The organism is Acidobacteriota bacterium, from assembly GCA_035529075.1.
Classification (GTDB): domain Bacteria; phylum Zixibacteria; class MSB-5A5; order GN15; family FEB-12; genus DATKXK01.
In genome coordinates this window covers 29,359-48,365 of record DATKXK010000001.1, presented here as the reverse complement: position 1 = coordinate 48,365, position 19,007 = coordinate 29,359, and the positions used below count along the sequence as shown (strand labels likewise).

General features: G+C 59.1%; 10 protein-coding genes. 6 read left to right on the top strand and 4 right to left on the bottom strand.

Translation table 11 applies throughout. The features are described 5' to 3' along the window. The first annotated feature begins 188 nt into the window (after positions 1–188). Complete coding sequence (locus VMY05_00140) at positions 189–1,679, top strand: tetratricopeptide repeat protein (GenBank protein ID HUV29485.1); 1,491 nt, start codon at positions 189–191, stop codon at positions 1,677–1,679. 61 nt (positions 1,680–1,740) lie between these two features. Further along, a complete protein-coding gene (locus VMY05_00135) occupies positions 1,741–2,310 on the top strand; it encodes a hypothetical protein (GenBank protein ID HUV29484.1) in 570 nt (189 codons plus the stop codon). An 82-nt stretch (positions 2,311–2,392) separates the two neighbouring features. On the opposite strand, the gene VMY05_00130 is transcribed toward VMY05_00135, so the two are convergent. From VMY05_00130 to VMY05_00115, 4 genes are all read right to left on the bottom strand, one after another. After that, positions 2,393–3,628, bottom strand: a complete 1,236-nt coding sequence (locus VMY05_00130; protein ID HUV29483.1) for a PD-(D/E)XK nuclease family protein — start codon at positions 3,626–3,628, stop codon at positions 2,393–2,395. 73 nt (positions 3,629–3,701) lie between these two features. Beyond that, entirely contained in the window at positions 3,702–4,802 is a 1,101-nt protein-coding gene (locus VMY05_00125) for a glycosyltransferase family 4 protein (protein HUV29482.1), read from the bottom strand. A 574-nt stretch (positions 4,803–5,376) separates the two neighbouring features. Beyond that, complete coding sequence (locus VMY05_00120) at positions 5,377–9,480, bottom strand: PAS domain S-box protein (protein ID HUV29481.1); 4,104 nt, start codon at positions 9,478–9,480, stop codon at positions 5,377–5,379. A gap of 430 nt (positions 9,481–9,910) precedes the next feature. After that, positions 9,911–11,836, bottom strand: coding sequence for a hypothetical protein (locus VMY05_00115; GenBank protein ID HUV29480.1), 1,926 nt, complete (start codon positions 11,834–11,836; stop codon positions 9,911–9,913). Positions 11,837–12,097: 261 nt separating this feature from the next. On the opposite strand from VMY05_00115, the gene VMY05_00110 reads away from it, so the two are divergent. From VMY05_00110 to VMY05_00095, 4 genes are all read left to right on the top strand, one after another. Next, on the top strand, positions 12,098–12,658 hold the full coding sequence (locus VMY05_00110) for an RNA polymerase sigma factor (GenBank protein HUV29479.1): 561 nt from the start codon (positions 12,098–12,100) through the stop codon (positions 12,656–12,658). Then, positions 12,655–14,955, top strand: coding sequence for a FlgO family outer membrane protein (locus tag VMY05_00105; GenBank protein ID HUV29478.1), 2,301 nt, complete (start codon positions 12,655–12,657; stop codon positions 14,953–14,955). Before VMY05_00110 ends, VMY05_00105 begins: the two co-directional genes overlap by 4 nt. 239 nt (positions 14,956–15,194) lie before the next feature. Continuing rightward, positions 15,195–16,949: an ATP-binding protein gene (locus VMY05_00100; protein ID HUV29477.1), complete on the top strand. Its 1,755-nt coding sequence runs from the start codon at positions 15,195–15,197 to the stop codon at positions 16,947–16,949. Next, positions 16,946–18,298: a sigma-54 dependent transcriptional regulator gene (locus tag VMY05_00095; GenBank protein HUV29476.1), complete on the top strand. Its 1,353-nt coding sequence runs from the start codon at positions 16,946–16,948 to the stop codon at positions 18,296–18,298. Before VMY05_00100 ends, VMY05_00095 begins: the two co-directional genes overlap by 4 nt. Positions 18,299–19,007 lie beyond the last annotated feature (709 nt).

Sequence of the window (19,007 nt, the reverse complement as noted above, 5' to 3'; positions counted from 1 at the left end):
TTTGAAACTTCAAAAGACGGCGCCCGGCGCCGTCTTTTTTTTGCCGACACCGCGCCCGGCGTCAAGCGACCCGTACCCGGAACGGAACCGTTGAGCCACCGGACAGATATTTGCCTTGTTTGCACCAACCGGGCCGGCTATATTGGCTTCCGTTACAGCATAACCACTTATAGCCGATACAAGCGTATATGAGCAACTTTAGAGGGTACTTGCTGGCCGCTATGGCCGTCACGGGACTCCTGTATCAGGCATGTACCGACAACCCGGCCGTTCGACTCAGATACGATCTCGAAAAGGAATACTATGCTGTAGAAAAGAACAGCCGTGACGCCGCGATTCGGCCCCAGCTAAATGCCCCGGGAACCGCCGCGGCCATCCGAAAAGCCTACGGCGAGTTGGTCGAACGCTGCTATCACGCCCTCGATTCAATTGACCCCGCGCAGTATCCCACCGAGTTTCGAGAGATTGAAGAGTTGACCTTCAAAAGCAGCACCAGGCTGTCACAGCATTTCTTCGCCCTCAGGCACTTCGACACGTGCCAGGCGATCATTACTCGGCTGCTGGAGCGCGTTCGCATCCCGGGCGTCGAAGGGATTACCGCCCGATACAACCTGGGTCGTGCCATGCAGGCCGGCGGCCAATGGGACAGCGCCATGGCCGTCTACGACAGCACCCTAGAACTTTTCTATCCGCCGCTTGACCGTGACGGCTCCATTGTCCTGACACTTTTCAACCTGCCCCTGCACCTTTACAGGATCACCATTCAGGCCGGCAACGAATCCGAATCATCCCGGCGCCTTGACGTGGCCGAGAATTACTATCAACGATTGATCAGTGACTACGCGGACGCCCCGCTTGGTGCCGCCTCGCACGCCGGCCTCGGGCGTCTGTACGAACTGGCCGGCCGGTACCGGCCTGCTATCGAACAGTTCGGCCTCGTACGTGATTCCTTGGGAAATATCAATGCGCAGATTCGCCTTCACATAGCTGACCTGTACGCCACCGGGCTGGATATGCCCGATACCGCCCTGGCACACTACCGGCGGATCGAAGCTGACATTCTGTCGGCCGATACGCTTCTCCAACCGGTCGTGATGCTCAAGCAGGCCCTCGTGCACCAGCACAAAGGAGACTACCAGGCAGCCCGCAACATTCTGGTGGACCTCGAAAGCAGGTACAGGTTCTTCTACCGCACGACGCCTCAAGCCCAGTTGACCAAGGCGCAGTCATTCGAGCGAGAGGACAACTGGGCGCGGGCGGAGTCGGAATACAGGTTTCTGATCGAGAACTACGCCGGGTCCGAGCAAGCCATGTCGGCCTACCTGTTCCTTGCCAGACATTTCGCCGGTGAAGGCCGCCCCAGGGAGTCAGACATCTGGTACCAACGCGCCGAACAGTACTTCGAGGACGTCATCCGGCAATCCCCTTCCACGCTCAGAGAGGCCACGGCCCGCACCTATAAAGCCGAATTGCTCCGTCAGAAGGGCGATCTGGCCGGTGCCGCCGGTATTCTCACTTCTATCTTTGAGCGCTTCCCCAACTCGGCCATCGGCCAGCGAGCGCTGCTCACCGCGGCCCGGGTTTATGCCGATGAATTGGACAACCGGGCAGCGGCGGATTCGCTGGTACAGTTGTTGCGAAACAGCTTAACTGAAGTTGACGAAACGACGGAATTTTAGGATCTTTGGCCTGAGGCAGGCTGTAAAACGAAGGTATTGCACACGAGTACACGGAGGAACAATGAAGCCGATTACTATAATGCTCTCCGCTCTGGCCCTGCTCGTACTGCTCCCTGTAGCAGCAACGGCTCAGCAGGACGCGTTCGGAGCCATCGACACGGTCTGGGCAGAGGTCTCCAGGATCAACGACGATAACTGGTCGATCAATCTGTCCTACTTCAACGATGAACCAATTGTCGGGATGTCAATCCCGCTCAAGCTGTCCGCCGGGCTGAATCGCATTGTCGCCGATTCATGCGTCTATACCGGGGGACGGGTAGAGCACTTTAACGTCCGCGCTTTCCGGGCCGACACCGCCATCCAGTGCGTTACACTCGGCATGATTGCGTCCCTCTCCGCCAAGAAAGTGAACCTGCTGCCGGGCAAAGGCCGCCTGGCCACCATCTTCGTCTCTTCGTTGACGGACGAACCGATTGAGGGACTGACCGTGGATACGACAACCACTCATCCCAGCAACTCGCTGGAGATCATCGCGGACTCGGTTCAGGGCGAACCGCCGGACACCGTTAAGGTGACCGACAAGACAAAACGCACAATAATCCCTATCTTCCTCAGTATCGCTTCCAAATAGCGCCGGAAGGCAGGGCCGAATTCAAAGAAAGCCCCGTGCAAAGTGCACCGGGCTTTCGCCTGCCTGCCGCGCAGGATCCGTCCTAAACTTCGTCTTCACCCGGAGGTTCCTGGGAACGGACGGAAACGCGCGCGTTCTCCTTTTCCACCACGAATTTCTTCATCTCCTCAAGCTGTGCTGAAGTCAGGCGCTCCGTACGGTACCTCTCGGACATCAAGGCTTTCCCGTCGAGGGAGAAACACTCGTCAAGCTGCCATTCGCGCGCCAGGCGGGCAAGTTGTGCAAACGCCTGAGCATCCGAGGTCTTGGTGACAAACTGCTCCTCGCGTGAGATCCGTACCGATACCTCCGCCCGGCTGCCCGCCAGATTGCTCACGTCAAGCTCTCTGGCCGTCCGGACGACGTCCTGCCTGAGCGCTTCCCGTTCGGCCTTCAGCCGCTTGTACTCGGCATCGGCGGCCGCGTACCTGTCGGCCAGCGCCGCAGCCGACTCCAGCGTAGTCTTCTCGGGTCCGTCGGTTCCGGCCTCCGCTTCGAGGTGCAGACGGTGCCGCTTGGCCGGACAGAGCTGATAATACTCACAGTAACTGCAGTGCCCGTTCTCCCGGGTCGGGAAATCATCCAGCCGCTGCGCGTGAATTGTCTGAAGTACAGTCTGTCTTAACTGTTCGGCAAGCTCATCCAGTTCATACTGACTCACGCGACGGCAGACAACCTCACCGTGTCTCAGGAAATACTGAGCCAGATCCACCTGCTGAAACTGCGGGTAGACCGACTGTATGGCCAGTTGATAAAGCCCCATCTGCTCCAGGAAGAAGCGGTCGCCGGGGCTTGCCAGGTGTCGGCCGGTCTTGTAGTCGCAGATCTCTATCACTTCGTCTTCGCGCCGCCACAGGCGGTCGATTATGGCTACAAACCTGAACGGTGTCCCCGGCAGGCAAAATCGGAAATTGCGCTCTACGCCGAGAAGTGTCCCCTGGTCGTACGGTTGATACTGATCGTAGAATCGCCGGAGCATCTCTTCACCGCTGCGGATGTAGTCCACCACCGTCCGGTAGTCACCCGTAACCGCGATCTTCTCCATACCCGGCTTATCCCACTCGGCCCGATAGGCCGCGATCATGTCCTCGAGAGGGTATAGAATCCCATCCGCACCCAACTCGTAGGCTTTCCGGAGTTGTCGATGAACGGCACTGCCCAGGTACAAATCAGCCGATACACGCTCCGGGACCGAGACCTTCTCGATATAGCGGAATTTGTACTTCCGCGGACAGGTGCGAAACATGTTCAGCCTGCTGTGGCTATACTGCGAAGGCATCAACCAAGTATAACCCGGCGGTGAGATAACTGGCAATCACATATTCGGTCGGAAGCGGGTGAAACGGGGAATCTCAACTCCGCTCAAAAGTGGCCAGGTACAGCCTGCGCCACGAATTCCCGGCGCTTTCCCAGGAGAAATTTCTCAGAAGGTCGCCAGCCGCCGTCGTCAGGGCCGCCACCAATTCCGGGTTTTCGACCAGCTCGATAATCCGCTCGGCCAGCCCCACGTGGTCGTTGATCGGCACAACCATGCCGTTGATGCGGTCTTTGACAACCTGTGGGATACCCCCGGCGTCGGTGGTCACCACGGGCAGCCCGCCGCCTAAGGCCGTGAGAATCGATTCGGGAAAAGTATCATACGAAGACGAGTTCGCGTACAGGTCAGCCTCGGCAAAGAGCGCATCCCACCCTTTAGTCGTGAACGTCACGCCATGAATGTACTCGGCGCTGATCAGATGCTGCAGGGCCTGACGCTCCGGACCGTCACCGGCAATAAGCAGTTCGGAGCGCGGGTATTTCTGCTTGACGAACTTGAAGGCACGGACAAGGCAAGCTACGTTGTTGGCTCGCGTAAGAGGTCGATCAACCAGTATCTTTGGCTGAAGACGTGTGATCTGCCGGATAGATCCGGCGAAACGTCGCGGCAACGGCAATATCATCCGCGTGGCCAGACCGTGGCGGGCAAAAATGCCTGCCACGTAATTGCAGTCTGCGACCACCGGATCGGCCAGACGGAAAAACGGGCGCGCGAGCCAACCCCACCGGCCAAGAACGTCCTCAACCTCCGGGCAGAGAAAGCTCAGGATGATCCTCTTGTTGAAGAACCTCGCCAGCGCCAGGGACGGAACCACGAAACACCAGAACGAACCGGGAGAATCCGCCATCAGGTGGACGATGTCATGCCGCGGAATTACGCGCACCAGCTCTCTGAAAAAGGCCAGTCGGTCGATCACGCCACCGAGATCCGATCTGCCCGCTGCGTGCCGCCACTCGCTGTGAACGTGCACGGTCCATTTGTCTCCGGTCAGGTACGAGGCCAGCGTACTGGCCCTGCCGGTGGAAACCCTCGAGCCGCCGCCCGCCGTAACCAGCAGCACGTCGGGATGGTCCGCCCTCACCGCCCCGTGCAGGACCCCTGCTCTTAGCGCCAGCAGTTTGTTCGAGACACTCAAGTTCGCTTCTCCGAAACAGGATAACCACCCCTGCGGTCGACTTCCGACACCGCCGGGACTCTACTGTTATACACGCAAAAGCCCGGCGCGCCTGACCGTCAATTCACCCGACGGCTCCCGTCGGAGACCAATCGGCGGTTGGCGGCGCCAAGAGAGGAAAACATTGCCCTTGACAGGGGACCGGCAGGAGTTTATTCATGCATTTATGGTCTGAAACGTCTGTTTTCAGGCACGTGTCTTCCTGCCAATGGACGAGAGTCCTGGCGTGATAGTGAGTAAGAGATTAGCAGTTCAAATTAGACAGCACATGCGCCTGGTTTGAGACAAGGGGACCCGGCGGTGTTCGGTGTGCTTGCACCGCCGGGCATTCTCTTGAAGAGGGGGGAAACTAGATCAGGTGCATGTGCCTGATCATTTTTGGAACCCCGGCGATGTCAGATGTGCTCTCGCGGTGTCGGTGTGCTTGCACCGCCGGGTTCTTCCTTCCAAAGCTCTCTACAGCTAAAGAAGATATGATAAAACAAGCAGTCGTCAATACTGATTGTTTACGTATTTATTACGTACAGGCAGGGAACTAATGCAGTTGAAGATACGTGCTTAAATTGACCCTTTTATTCGTGATTCCAAGCTTCTCCCTGATCTGCTCACGGTGCTTGTGAACCGTGTACAGCGAGAGGTTCATGTGGCTGGCTATCTGCTTGGAGGACAGCCCCTTCTTGATCATTTCGCATACCTCAACCTCGCGCGGCGTCAGGCTCGCATAGCGATCTCTGAAAACATCGACGTCCTTGGCCAGTATGGCCTGAAGGTTGGTTTCGAGGGCTTCCATCTCGTTGCTGTGTTCCGCACCGGCACTCTCCCGCAGACGTTTCAGAATCGGGGTGATGGCCTGCTCCATGTCCCTGCAGGTCCTCGCCTTGTAGTCCTGCCGCTCCTTGTCGATGTGTTTAAGTATCTGCTCCAGGGCGATGTTCTTATCGGTGAGGTCTTCGCGCTCCACTTCCAGCTCATCGGTCGTCTGGCGGAGCATATCCTCCACGCGTTTCCGTTCAGTAATGTCCGTAATGAACCCTTCAAGTGCAACCAGCTGTCCATCATCGGAATAAACGCCGCGCCCCTTTTCCCACACCCACTTCACCTGCCGATCTCTTGTGATTATCCGGTACACCATCTGGAACGGCCGGTCTCCGCCAAGCCCGTTGTCGACCACCTCGAATACCTGTGCCCGGTCTCCCGGATGTATCACCTCGTTGTAGGATATCTGGGTGTTCCCCACCAGCTCCGCCGACTCGTACCCCGTCAGCTCCTTGCAGCCGTTGCTCACAAACAGCATTGTCCAGTCAGGGTCGTTCCGGCATCGATATGCCATGCCCGGCAGGTTGCTCATAAGCGTCGCCAGGGCCCGCCTGCTTTCAAAGAGAGCCTCCTCGGCCTGCTTGCGGCTCGTGATGTCGCGTAATACCGTCACCCGAAGCGTCTTCCCCTGCCATTCATACGACTTGCCAACCAGCTGGCAGTACAGCGTCGAGCCGTCCTTCCGAATGCCCGTCGCCTCATACGGCTCATCGCTATCGGCGGCCAGATGTTCCGCTACCGTCTGCCATGATTCGGCCGTGGTGAACGGCCTTATGTGCATACCTATCACTTCAGGTTGCTCATAGCCGGTCATGCGAGCGAATGCTTCGTTGGCGTCCACTATCACTCCATGGTCATGGATGACTATCCCCTCCTCAGCCGCATCCGAGAGTTTCCGGAACCGCTCTTCGCTTTCCCGAAGTGCTTCTTCCGCCTCCTTGCGGTCCGTTATGTCCGTATCCGTCCCCACGATACGGCAGGGCTTCCCCTCCGCGTCACGGATTGCCTTCCCGCGAGAAAGAAACCACCGGACACTCCCGTCACGATGGATCATCCGGTGCTCCATCTCGTATTTATCGACCGCCCCGTTAATAACAGCATTAATGTCCTTTGTAACTCTGTCCACGTCATCGGGATGTACTCGCTCGGTCCATACATCGAGCTGGCTTCCAATCTCGTGATCCGCGAAACCCAGAAGCGCCTTGAGACCCGCGTCAACGAAGAACTCCCCCGTCACAAGATCCTGATCCCATACGCCCACCCGGCCTCCGATTGACGCCTGCTCGTACCTCCTGCGGCTCGCCTGAAGTGCCTCGCGGGATCGTTTGCGCTCCGTTATATCATGAACAAACGTGAGATCGCCCGGCCGTCCTTCGTAGGTAACGAGGTTACCGTTCATCTCAACCTCGATACGCTGGCCGTTTCTGTGAAGCAGGCCGGCTTCATGCCCCTGGTCCAGCTCACCGCCGGCCATCCGGAGTCGGTAACGTTCCGCGATCCCGGCCACGTCATCCGGGTGGACGTATCTCACGAATGGCGTATTCAAGACTTCCTCCACCGTGTAGCCCACCATCTCGGCGAGCCGCTGATTCACGAATTTCAGCAGTCCACCCTGCAGGATACAGATGCCGTCGTTGGCCCGTTCGACCAGGTTGCGGTACTTCTCTTCACTCTCCAGGAGGGCCTGTTGCGCCTTGAGCCGATCCTCGATGTGCTGCCTCAGATCCCGGTTGATCCGGACAAGCTCCCCGGTCCGTTGCTCGACCCGTCGCTCCAGTTCATCGTGCGCCCGTTGCAGTGCCTCATCGGCCTGCTTGTGCTCCGTGATGTCGCGCACAGTGCCGATTATGAACCGGGCCGAGCCCTCGCTGTCCCGGACCAGCGCGTGGCTGTCACTCAGCCAGCGGTACGTGCCGTCCTTCACCTTCAGCCGATACTCGGTCGTGAAGGCCGTATCACTGTCGGCGTCCGATTGTATCAACTCCTCCCTGTGCATCCCGAAGCGTTTCAAATCCTCGGGGTGAACCAACGCTCGCATTTTGGCCACGCCCCCGGCGATCACTTCGTCCGGACGGTAGCCGGTCATCTCAAGCACCGACGAACTGATGTAATCGTACGTGAGCGTATCCAGATTCAATCGATACAGCACGTCACGGGAATACTCCAGGACCTCGCCGAAACGGGCCTCGGCCTCACGCAACGTCCGTTCAGCGAGCTTGCGCTCGGTAATATCCTGTCCCACGGCGATAGCTGTCAGTTCATCCGAATCAGGGGAAAACACGGCCGAGGTGGACCACAGGATCGTCCTGAACTGACCGTCCTTTGTCCTTAACTGGCCTTCATACATGTCGCGTGGATGCTGCCTGACCCACTGACCGAAATCCTCCGGCGCCGGTTGCTTGTGGTCAGCCGGGAGAAACGTATCGGGCCAGCTCTTGCCGAGCACCTCGGCCCGCGTATATCCGGTCACGCGCTCGCATGCGCCGTTGAAAACGGTTATCCTGGCCTTCCGATCCAGACACACAACCAGGCTATTGGCGGTATCCAGCAACGTGGAGACAAGACCTCGCTGCCGCGCAAGTTCCTCCTGGAGACTTGCAAACTCGTCGACGCTCCTGGCAATACCCAGAACAGACACGATCGTCCCGGATTCGTCCCTTATGGGTTGAAGACTGGTGTTGTACCGGTAGCTTTGGCCCTGGATTTCTGTTGCCATCTCCACCGTCTGGCTGCAGCCGCTCTCGAACACCTGTCGAACGGGGCCCATCTGGCGGTCGGCCACGTGCTGCGGGAATACGTCCCACATGGATTTCCCGATATGAAACGAGGGCTCGCCGGTCAGCCTCTCCGCGGCATATCGGTTCATATAGAGAAACACCCCGGCCTGATTGACAATGAAGATGACTTCACGGGCGCTCTCCAGCAGAGACCGGTACGACTCCTCGCTTTCCCGAAACGTCCGCTGTGCAAGTTCGTACCTCAGGTCGTCCAGCAACTCGTCGACACACTGATACCTCGCCTCCGGCTCCGCCTGAAGTGCCTTCCGGACCACCACCAGGACTGCTTCCGGCAGCGACGATCCCCAGCGGTCGTCTGAGCCTGAGCCTTCCTCTGCGATCGACCGCACAGTCGCCGCCGGCCCAGCCTTCAAGAACGCGTCACTGCCGGTGATCATCTCGCACAGCAGAACGCCCAGCGAGTAGATATCGCTCCGAGTGTCCGGCCGCGTGCCGCGTACTGCCTCGGGGGCTCGGTAGGCACTTACCTTGCTCGACGCACTATCCGCGTCCGACCATGTGCCGAAGTCAGATGCCAGCAGGCCAGGAACGGCCAGCTGGCAGCGCTCGTTCTTGTCCACCAGAACGTTACAGGGCCTCAGATCACCGTACAATATCCCGGAACGGTGGACATCGCGCAGGGCCTCGGCCACCGATACAACCGTTTGCAGAGTTCGGTCAAGAGAAAGCGGCTGACACCGTATAAGGTCCGACAGGGGCCGGGACTCCGTGTACTCAGTGACAACGAACGGCCGCTCGTTGTATTCGGATATATCATAGACCGGGGTTAACCCGGGGCAGGCAAGGGCCGCAACCGCCTGCACCGTGCGGGCCAGTCGCGTCTTCAATTCCTCGTCTGAGGCCGGCGAGGAGGGCAGGAAATACAGTTGCACCATGCGGCCAAGCCTGGTGTCTCTGGCTCGGTACACTTCACCCAGGCACGTGGAATCCGGCCCCTCCAGGACCAGATAGCGTCCCGCTGTCGTCCCGGAGGGGATCGCCGCCTCAGGATTGGCCTTTCCGTCGTGGTCCGGTTCAGCCGTCATACCAGCCTGAAATCCTCACTGCCAAACCCCTGGAGCCCGGTGGCCGGAATCACATCCTCGCCTTCCTGCCACCGGCATCTGACTGTCGCGCACATGCCCGGAGTATGTCTATCCTGCCGGTATCTCGCCTAAACGCCGAAGGAAGAGGTTTCGTGAATGGCATTCAGGGACCTGCGCTGATCCACGGCGGAGACAATAGGAGTTCGGGTTGCCCGCGAGACTTCAACGTTCATTGCACACCTTATGGCTTTCCCTGACGGCAGTATAGCAAAGATACTCGAAATATCCAAGGTGAAAAGCGCCGGCGTCAACCGACGGCACATGCCGACGGCCTCCCTCAGGCGGCCCCGGTTGGCGTTCTCGCTCAGAAACAACCTACTTCACGGCCGCCGTTTTTTCGTAAGGTGCCCGGCAGCGATGATTCTCTTCACTACTGGCACGCGGCCGGCGGGACGTAACTGATGAACAAGTACGAGATCAGCTTCGTCAGATCGCCGATGTCGACAACACCTGCGATATCACCGTCCGTATTCGCCTCTTCCATACAGGCAGGTTCCACCTGGCTGATAAAGAGGTAAGAGATCAGCGTCGTCAGGTCGCCGATGTCCACGATCTCCTCCGGATCGCCGTCGATGTTCCCGGTCTCCCCGAGGCAGCAACCTGCAGGGTAGACTTCTATATCGTCGATATACCAGCCTTCCCGGCTGACACCGGCGTCCGTGATGAACCTGAACATCAACCGAACCACACCGGAATACGCCGCGAGATCAAACTCCGCCTGCGTCCAGTCCAGACTTCCCGAAAAGCACGGCGTCCCGGCGGGAAGCGGATTGAGCAGATCGCCAATACGAGTATGCGTATATCCGTCCACGGGGGTCAGCAACTGCCATTCGCCGCCGTCGGCCGATATCATGACCACCCCAGCGTCACAGGCACTGCCCTCCCCACCCCCTTGTTCGGCCTCCATCCAGTGCCAGAACGAAAGGCGCGCTTCCGGCGGGAGAAGTAAGGGTGGGGACACCAGAGCACCGTCGGACGTGTGTGCGTAGGGCGTGCTGCCGGCGCCCCCCACCTTCCAGCTGTAGTCGCCGCTGTGGGCCCTGTAATCGTCGAGGTGCCACTCGTCGGCGCTGTTGACCGTCGCAGACCAATGCCTCCAGAAACCGGCCCCGCTCTCACACTGATCGGCAAAGCCCGTCGTATCACCAATGAACAGGTACGCCGTGTCGGTAATCTCGTACCCGCCCCCGGCAGTGACTGCTATCTCAAGGGGAGCAATGCGCGGAACCGGGCAGGCGTCGTCTATCTCCAGCGCGCAGGAGGTTCCCGAAACGGTTCTTTGGCCCCAGCCGGCGCAGGTTCCGAATTGAACCGTTGACGAAACAACGGTTACATTCGGATCCAGGCTGGTCAACTCGGCTGCAACGTTTTGCCCCTCCCACAATTTATTACCGAGGATGACCGCCAGCTCTCCCGATTCACCGGGATCGCCGCGGCCATCCCCATCGCCGCCGCTGTCATCAAGGGTACAACCGCTTACGCGGAGTGACGGCACGTTGCACTTGACAAAGTCTACTCTGTCCCCGCCGAAGTTTGGCACGGCCAGGATGTCGTCGCGCCTGTTGTAGTCAAGACCGGCCGGCTCGGTATGCCCGGTCGAAATCCGAATCGGCGGATTGCTGTAAGTACTGTCCCACATATATACGGCATTATCCATGTATGACCCGGCGTACACAAAGCCGTTCTGGTCCATCGTTATGCCGTCAAAGAACCCCGGCGTCGGCGATAGCAGAGTCGTCACCGTCGAGTCTTCGAGACTGATCGACTGGATGGGGTGGGCGGTGACCCAGGTACAGATAAGGATCCGGTTATGCCTCTCGTCAAAAAACAGGTCCTGTGCCCCGGAAGTGATACCGGACATCACAAACTCGGAGTACGTGTTATCGCTCAGTCGTATCTTGTAAATCTCTGCCCCTATTGTCTCCAGCACGTACAGGTTGCCGGACGTGTCAGCGGTCAACCCGTCGATTGTCTGCCATCGCTTGTCACTCAGATGCATGACAACCTCGCGCGTTGTCAGGTCAATCCCGACCACGTCCGGCCGTGCGGTAACGTACAGCGTATTCCCGACTATGCAGTTGCCCGCCACTACGCCCAGATTCGGGTAGAAGGCGTCCTGGGCACCGGCCGTGTCAATCGAGATAATGGTGCTGTTTCGCAGGCTGGATACAAGGTAGCGGTTATTGAGTGAGTCAAAGGCAACGCTCTCCGGGCCGTCGATCAGGCCCTGAGCGTTGATGCCTGCCGCGAGCGTTAACGGCACCGCCGCCATCAACAGGCAGATAATCCTGGTCATGTTCCCTCCTTGCGGCGAGCGTAATCGCCGTCCTGTCAAGTCATGGTGCAAAATCCAGGCGATCAGTGGCAAGCCCGCCCCGGGCCGCCTTCCGTCACCCCTCGTGTGCAATCCCTTAGTCGTTGCTCAGGCCTGTCTCTTTCAACCCAAAGCTGAGAAATCAGACTCCGGTCCGGGTTGATCGTCGGCCGCCCCTGAACCGCCGATCGTGTTGATATTTGCGCCAAACGAACGAGCTGCGTATACTAAGAGGTCAGACAGGTGTCGAATCAGACGGTACTTTTGAACATCAACGCCTTACAGAATTTGGCCCGCCTCGGAGATCGAGCCACCGAAGAACAGCTTTTTCAGCGATTGACTGAAAGCTTCCGGGTCTTTGTACAACAAAGGATACAGAGCCAGGAGGATGGGGAGGAAATCGTCCAGGAGGCTCTGATTACAATCGCGGAGAAGTACAGGGAAATCGATTTCACGACCAGTTTCGCGGCGTGGGCTTATAGGGTACTGGAGAACAAACTCCTGGATTACTACCGGACCAAGCAGCGGCGGGAAAGCAGGATTACGACCCGGGCGGACGGCGATGCCACCGGTTCGTCGTGGAATCCGGATCCCGAATTCAAGCGACGACTGCTCAATTGCCTGCAATCGGTTGCGGCCGCGAATCATCGGCATGCTCAGATTCTGCACCTGCACTACCAGGGATACAGCGCCGCTGAGGTTTGTGCAAAACTGAGCCTGACGAAAAACGCGGCCTACATTCTACTCTCGCGCGCCAGGGCAATGCTGAAGAGTTGTCTGGAAGAAGGAGGCTTCAAGCCATGAGCGACTGCCTCGATCGGCGCTTCGACGACATGCTGTATGCCTATGAAGTGGGCATGCTCACCTCCGAGGAGCGTCGGGAACTGGAACTTCACCTGCTTGAGTGCGAACACTGCATGAACAACGTTTTGCAGTTCCAGCAGGCGGCTCGACTGATGAAATACGATCCCGACGTCCGTGAGACAGTCCGGAGTGCCGTACGGAGCAGATCCACGCAGGATACGACCGCATTGGCGGACAGACCACGGCCGCTGCGCCGTCGACGCCTCTGGTTCTCCCTCGTACCGACCTCGGCGGTGGCCGCCGCCATCCTGTTTCTTCTCCTGGTCAAGGACTGGCAACTGGAGTTTCGGCCCTCCCAGGAAGCGGTTGCGGTCGAGAATCGTGTCGCCGTCATGTATTTTGAGAACCTGGCCGACCCCGAGGACGCCGGCCGCCTTGGCGAAATTGTCTCCAACCTGCTTATCACCGACCTTTCTGAGTCCCGGTACCTCCAGATCGTCTCCAGCCAGCGGCTGTACGATATCCTCAAGCTGCTGGGGCATGAGGGCGCGAGGGTGGTGGACAGGGATATCGCATCTCAAGTCGCCGACGAAGCTTCCGCCACCTGGATCATCATGGGAAGCATTCTCCAGGCGGAACCGCACTATGTTATCACCGGACAACTCACCGACGTCGCCACGGGCAATGCGGTGGCGTCCCAGCGAATCGACGGAAAACCGGGTGACGACATTTTCTCCCTGGTCGATAGACTGACCGTTCGGATAAAAGAGGACCTGTCGCTTCCATCTTCCGCACGGCAGGAACCGGACCGCCCCGTGGCCGATGTGACTACGCACTCGCCCGAAGCGTACCGCTACTACCTCGAAGGGATCGAACAGTATCACAAGTACTATACGGCGGAAGCCGCGGCCTGCTTTGAAAGGGCCGTGCGGATAGACTCCACGTTTGCCATGGCCTACTACTATCTGGCCAGAACCAGGGACACCGACTACATCACCAGCGCCGTCAAGTACGCCGACCGGGCCGGCCAGAAGGACAGGTACTACATCAAAAGTCTGGAAGCTATCGTCTCGGATGATGTCACCGGGGCCATAGAGGTGCTTCGCAAAGCCGTCGAGCAGTATCCTGATGACAAGGAAGCACTCTACCTTATTGCCACGTACACGTACGGCTTGGGCGACTATGACGAGGCCGTGCGATACCTCACCCAGATCATCGAAATGGATCCCCTGTTCAAGGTCGCGTACAACATGCTCGCTTACTCGTATAACGGGCTTGGCGACGTCCGGAAAGCCCTCGAGGCAATCAATACCTACATCTCGCTGGCCCCGGAAGAACCCAATCCGTACGATTCCAGGGGTGACATCTACGCCGCGAACGGCCAGTTGCATCCGGCTATTGAATCGTACCGCAAGGCGCTGGCGATAAAACCGGATTTCCACAACTCTCGCGTGAAGCTCGGGTTTCTCTACGTTCTTACCGGTGAATACGCCCTGGCGGAGGCTACCCTGCAGGAATTGGTTTCAACTGCCGGCAAGAACTGGCGTTCGACCGGGAGATTGTACCTTGCGTACGTCCCGCTCTACCAGGGCAAACTCGAGGTAGCCGTCGATGTCCTCCAGGCCGGCATCAGGGCCAACGCCGCGGATTCGGGGGGTGAAGTGCACGGTTCTCACCACCTGCTGCTGGCAACTATATTCTCTGAAGAAAAGAACCTGGAGCAGGCACTCAGGGAATTCGATTTGAGCACCCAGGTAAACCTCGCTTCGGATCGCACGGATTCGTTGTACGGGCAGGATCTCCGCATACAGATGCTCGCAGAGAATACCCGGATCGCTCGCGCCGAACGGGACGCCGAGATTCTGATAACCAGGCTCCGGAAGGCCGGCCGGCCTCTGTCAAATTACTACTACGCGGTGGGTACAATAGAGCTGTCAAAAGGCAACTGGGAGAAAGCTGCCGCCGCCTTGCAGCAGGCGCTTGAAGACTCTGTAGGTTGCGCCTTCCCGGCCCGTGTCATGCTCGGCCGCTCACATCTGGAACTCGGCAGATATGAGCGAGCGGTCGATGATCTTGAAACCGCCCTGACGCGAAGTCCAGCTGAACGCCTGTTCTGGGGCCTTCAGGCGGTCAGAACATACTACTATCTCGGCCTGGCGTACGAGCAGATGGGAAGGACCGAGGACGCCGCTGAACAGTACAGGGTATTCCTCGACTTGTGGGCCGAGGCCGAGACCGGGGCCGCGGAACTGGACGACGCCCGGGCACGGCTGGCTCGTCTTACGAACAGACCATAACCGGGTGCGGCCGCGCTCGGTGCGCACCTCGGGTCATCCTGCCGGTGCCGGCACGCCGCTTGCAGATAACTTTCCCCTTGACTTCTCGGCCTTATGTGACCACTGTAATTAGTTGGTGCTAATAGCACTTGCGAAGGACAGATTGAAGCCGAGAATACACATCAGAGAGGCCGGGCCGACGGACACCCGCCCGAACCGATTGCCTGCTATCCCTTGATATGGAGCGTTGCCGAACAGCCGTGCAAAACCAGGCACCTGAAAGCAGCCCGAGAAAACAGGCTCCGGAAGAGTTGGAGTTCCAGCGCATACTTTCAAGGCGCGTTCTGGAGTATGCCGGTAACGGCATGCCCCGGGTGCATTTCCTCAGGGAGGTGTCCCGACTGCTCCTCGAACAGGCAGGCTGCAACACTGTGCGCGTGGTCATCAAAGATCATGGCCGATGCTACTATAGTGAGGCCACCCGCACCCGCAACGACCCGCTTCAGTGCACAGTGTCCCCCATCAAGCCGCCCTCGGGCGACGATTTCCAATGGACCACCGGCGAGAATCACGCCTTCGAAGCCCTGTGCCGGGACGTTGTTGCCATGTCCGGGCATTCTTCGGACTACAGCTTCACCCGGGCAGGCAGCTTCTGGACCGGCGACATCCGCAAGGCCGGTCTCGAGGGGCTTGACCGATTCAGAGATTCGGAGCAGCCCGGCCTCCGCATCAGCCGGCAGTGCCGCTCCATGATCATCCTGCCGATCGATACCGGTCAGGAGCGTGCCGGTCTGTTGCAATTGGAGTCAAGCCACACGGATGCATTTCAGCCCAACCTGGTGGGATCCCTCGAACGGCTCGGCCATACCCTCGGTATGGCCATGCAGCAGCGCCGTCTGCAGGTAGCCCTGCGCGAGCGCGTCAAAGAACTCCTGTGCTTGTACGGCATCGCCAAACTAACCGCCCAGCCCGGCGCGTCAATGAACGACATTTTGCAGGGAGCAGTCAAACTGCTTCCGCCGGCCCTGCTCTATACGGACATTGCAGCCGCACGAATCACTGTCGATGCCGATACCTACGCGACTCCCGAGTTTGCCAGGGCCGTCCACGTGATCGATGCCGCGGTGGTTGTGGACCGGCGGACGCGCGGCAGGGTTGAGGTCGGATACATTGAAAAGCGGCCCGACCTCGATGAAGGTCCCTTCCTATCGGAAGAGCGAAACCTTATCGATACCTTTGCCCGCGAAGTTTCACTCATCGTCGAACAAAAGCACGCCGAGACCGAAAAGTACCTCCTGCAGGAGCAGTTGCGCCATGCCGATCGACTCGCGACTCTCGGCCAGCTCGCGGCCGGAGTCGCGCACGAGCTTAACGAACCGCTCGCCAGCATACTGGGGTTCTCGCAACTGTCGGCCAAGGAGAGCGGCCTGGTCGATCAGACCCGCCAGGATCTGGACAGAATCGTCAACGCCGCCCTGCACGCCCGTGAGGTGATCAGAAAACTGCTCGTTTTCGCCAGGGAAACGACCCCCATGCGCACCGAGCTCAACGTGAGTGAACTCGTCGAGGACGGGCTGTTCTTCCTCGAGCTGCGGTGCAAGAAGGCCGGCATCGAACTGATTCGCAACCTTTCTCCCTCCCTGCCGAGACTCGTGGCCGACCGGTCACAGTTGATGCAGGTGCTGACAAACCTGGTCGTTAACGCGGTGCAGGCGATGCCCGACGGTGGGCGGCTGACTATCACGACGTCGCCGGTCGGCAAGTACGTGCAGTTGACCGTTGAGGATACCGGCAGCGGCATGACGGACGAGGTTCTGAAGAAAGCCTTCAATCCCTTCTTCACTACCAAGGCCGTCGACCAGGGAACCGGTCTCGGTCTTTCCGTGGTTCACGGCATAGTGTCGGCACACGGCGGAACGGTAAAGGTGGAAAGCAAAGTCGGCCATGGAACAACTCTTATCGTCCGGCTTCCGGCCTCACCGCTCGACGAAACGACTCGGAAGAAATCCGGATGACCAGGAACGGTGAACAGGAACGCGTCCTGGTGGTCGACGATGCCCCGGACACCCTGGAGGTACTGCGGCGCAATCTGCATTCACGCGGCTACAAGGTGTTCACGGCACCCGGGGTGGAGGAAGCGGTCTCGATCCTCGAAACGGCCTCCATCGACCTCGTTGTTACCGACTTCAAGATGCCCAGGCTGAGCGGCCTGGATCTCGTCAGGCACGTCCGGGAGAACTACAAGGATACCGAGGTGATGATGATCACCGGGCACGCCTCCGTCAATGGTGCCGTGGCTGCGGTCAAATCCGGCGCCGACGACTACCTCGCCAAGCCGTTTACCGACACCGAACTCTTCAGCGCCGTGGAACGCGCCCTCGACAAGCTTCATTCCCGCCGCGCCGCCCGCTTCGGCTCGGATAAAAAGGCGTCCCGATCCCACGGCATCCTGGGTGAATCCGAGGCCCTGCAAAACGTCTTCCGCGCCATCGGCAAGGCCGCCTCAACACCCGTGACGGTGCTCATTACCGGTGAAAGCGGCACCGGCAAGGAACTGGTCGCTCGAGCCATTCACTACAACAGCAACCGTGTCTCGGCTCCCTTCGTCCCCGTAAACTGCGGCGGCATACCCGAAGGGCTGCTTGAAAGCGAGCTGTTCGGGCACGTCAAGGGCGCCTTCACCGGGGCGACCGACTCACGCGCCGGCTTTTTCCAGACCGCCGACGGCGGCACGATTTTCCTGGACGAAATCAGCGAAACCAGCCTCGCCATGCAGGTAAAACTCCTGCGCGTCCTTCAGGACAAGCAGGTCCGCATGGTCGGTGATAATCGCTCACGACAGGTCAACGTCCGGATAGTCGCCGCCACCAACAAGGACCTCCAGACCCTCGTCGCGAAGGAGTCGTTCAGAGAAGACCTGTACTTCAGATTGAGTGTTATCACCATTACGGTGCCGCCGCTCCGGGAACGCGGCAATGACGTGCTCCTGCTGGCCCACGATTTCGCCATCCGCGTCGCAAAAGAACTCGAGAAACCGCCACTGCGTTTCTCCGACGACGCCCTTCAGGCCCTGAAAAACTACTACTGGCCGGGCAACGTCCGGGAACTCGAGAACATCATCCAGCGATTGTCCGTCATGACGGACGGAGACGTCATCGATGTCCCGGATTTGCCTTCGCTGATGCGTACGACTACACCACGGCCGGCCAGCTTCAACCGCACGCTGCAGAACGTAGAACAGGAATATATCTCCAACGTCCTTACCAGCGTTGGCGGCAACAAGACACGGGCGGCCGAAATACTCGGCATCGACCGTAAAACCCTCCGCGAAAAACTGAAGCGCATCCGGGATTCTTCATCCTGATCCCCCTCCCTCCAGGGTCGCCACCCGTCAGTTTCGCCGTTCTCACACGCTCTGAAAAGAGTGCCACCCGGATCACACGCCGATGATGACCGGCCCCGTGCTGACTGTCGCCCAGCGGCCCGGGCTGCGATCTGTGTGATCGGGGCATTTCGCTCCAGTGGGGCATAAATCCCCACCCGAAGTCCGGAGCGTGCAACCCCGCACGACCCTTGAGTCCCGGCCACAAGACACTGACCGACTTCTCCAATTCGTTACCATAAAACATCTTAACACTCAACGAAACGGCTCCACGAAGCTCCGCAGGGGCGGACACACCCGGCACCGCGAATGGGCATGCGGCTTGTTACTGTGTGAAAATGGCTGGCGATTCACGTCAGCCCAACGAAGCAGACGTGGGAGTGGATGGCTCAAGAACATATTCAGGGAGCGATGGGCGGTGGCCTTTGCTCTGCCTGCAATCTTGCCTCCTTCTGCGTCTACCGGGCGATGAAAGGTTTCGACGCTTTATACTGCGACCTTTTCGAGAGCCATTACCCGCCAGGCAGCGGCGATACCGGACAGGTATCGCTCACGCGATCGCCTCTTTCCGGGGCCGGAGACCCCGGCTCAAGTGCAAGCTCACGCCGGCGAGAGGGGCTGTGTATCGACTGCGAACACCGCGAAGGCTGCTCGTTGCCGCGGCCGGGCGGAGGAGTGTGGCATTGTGATC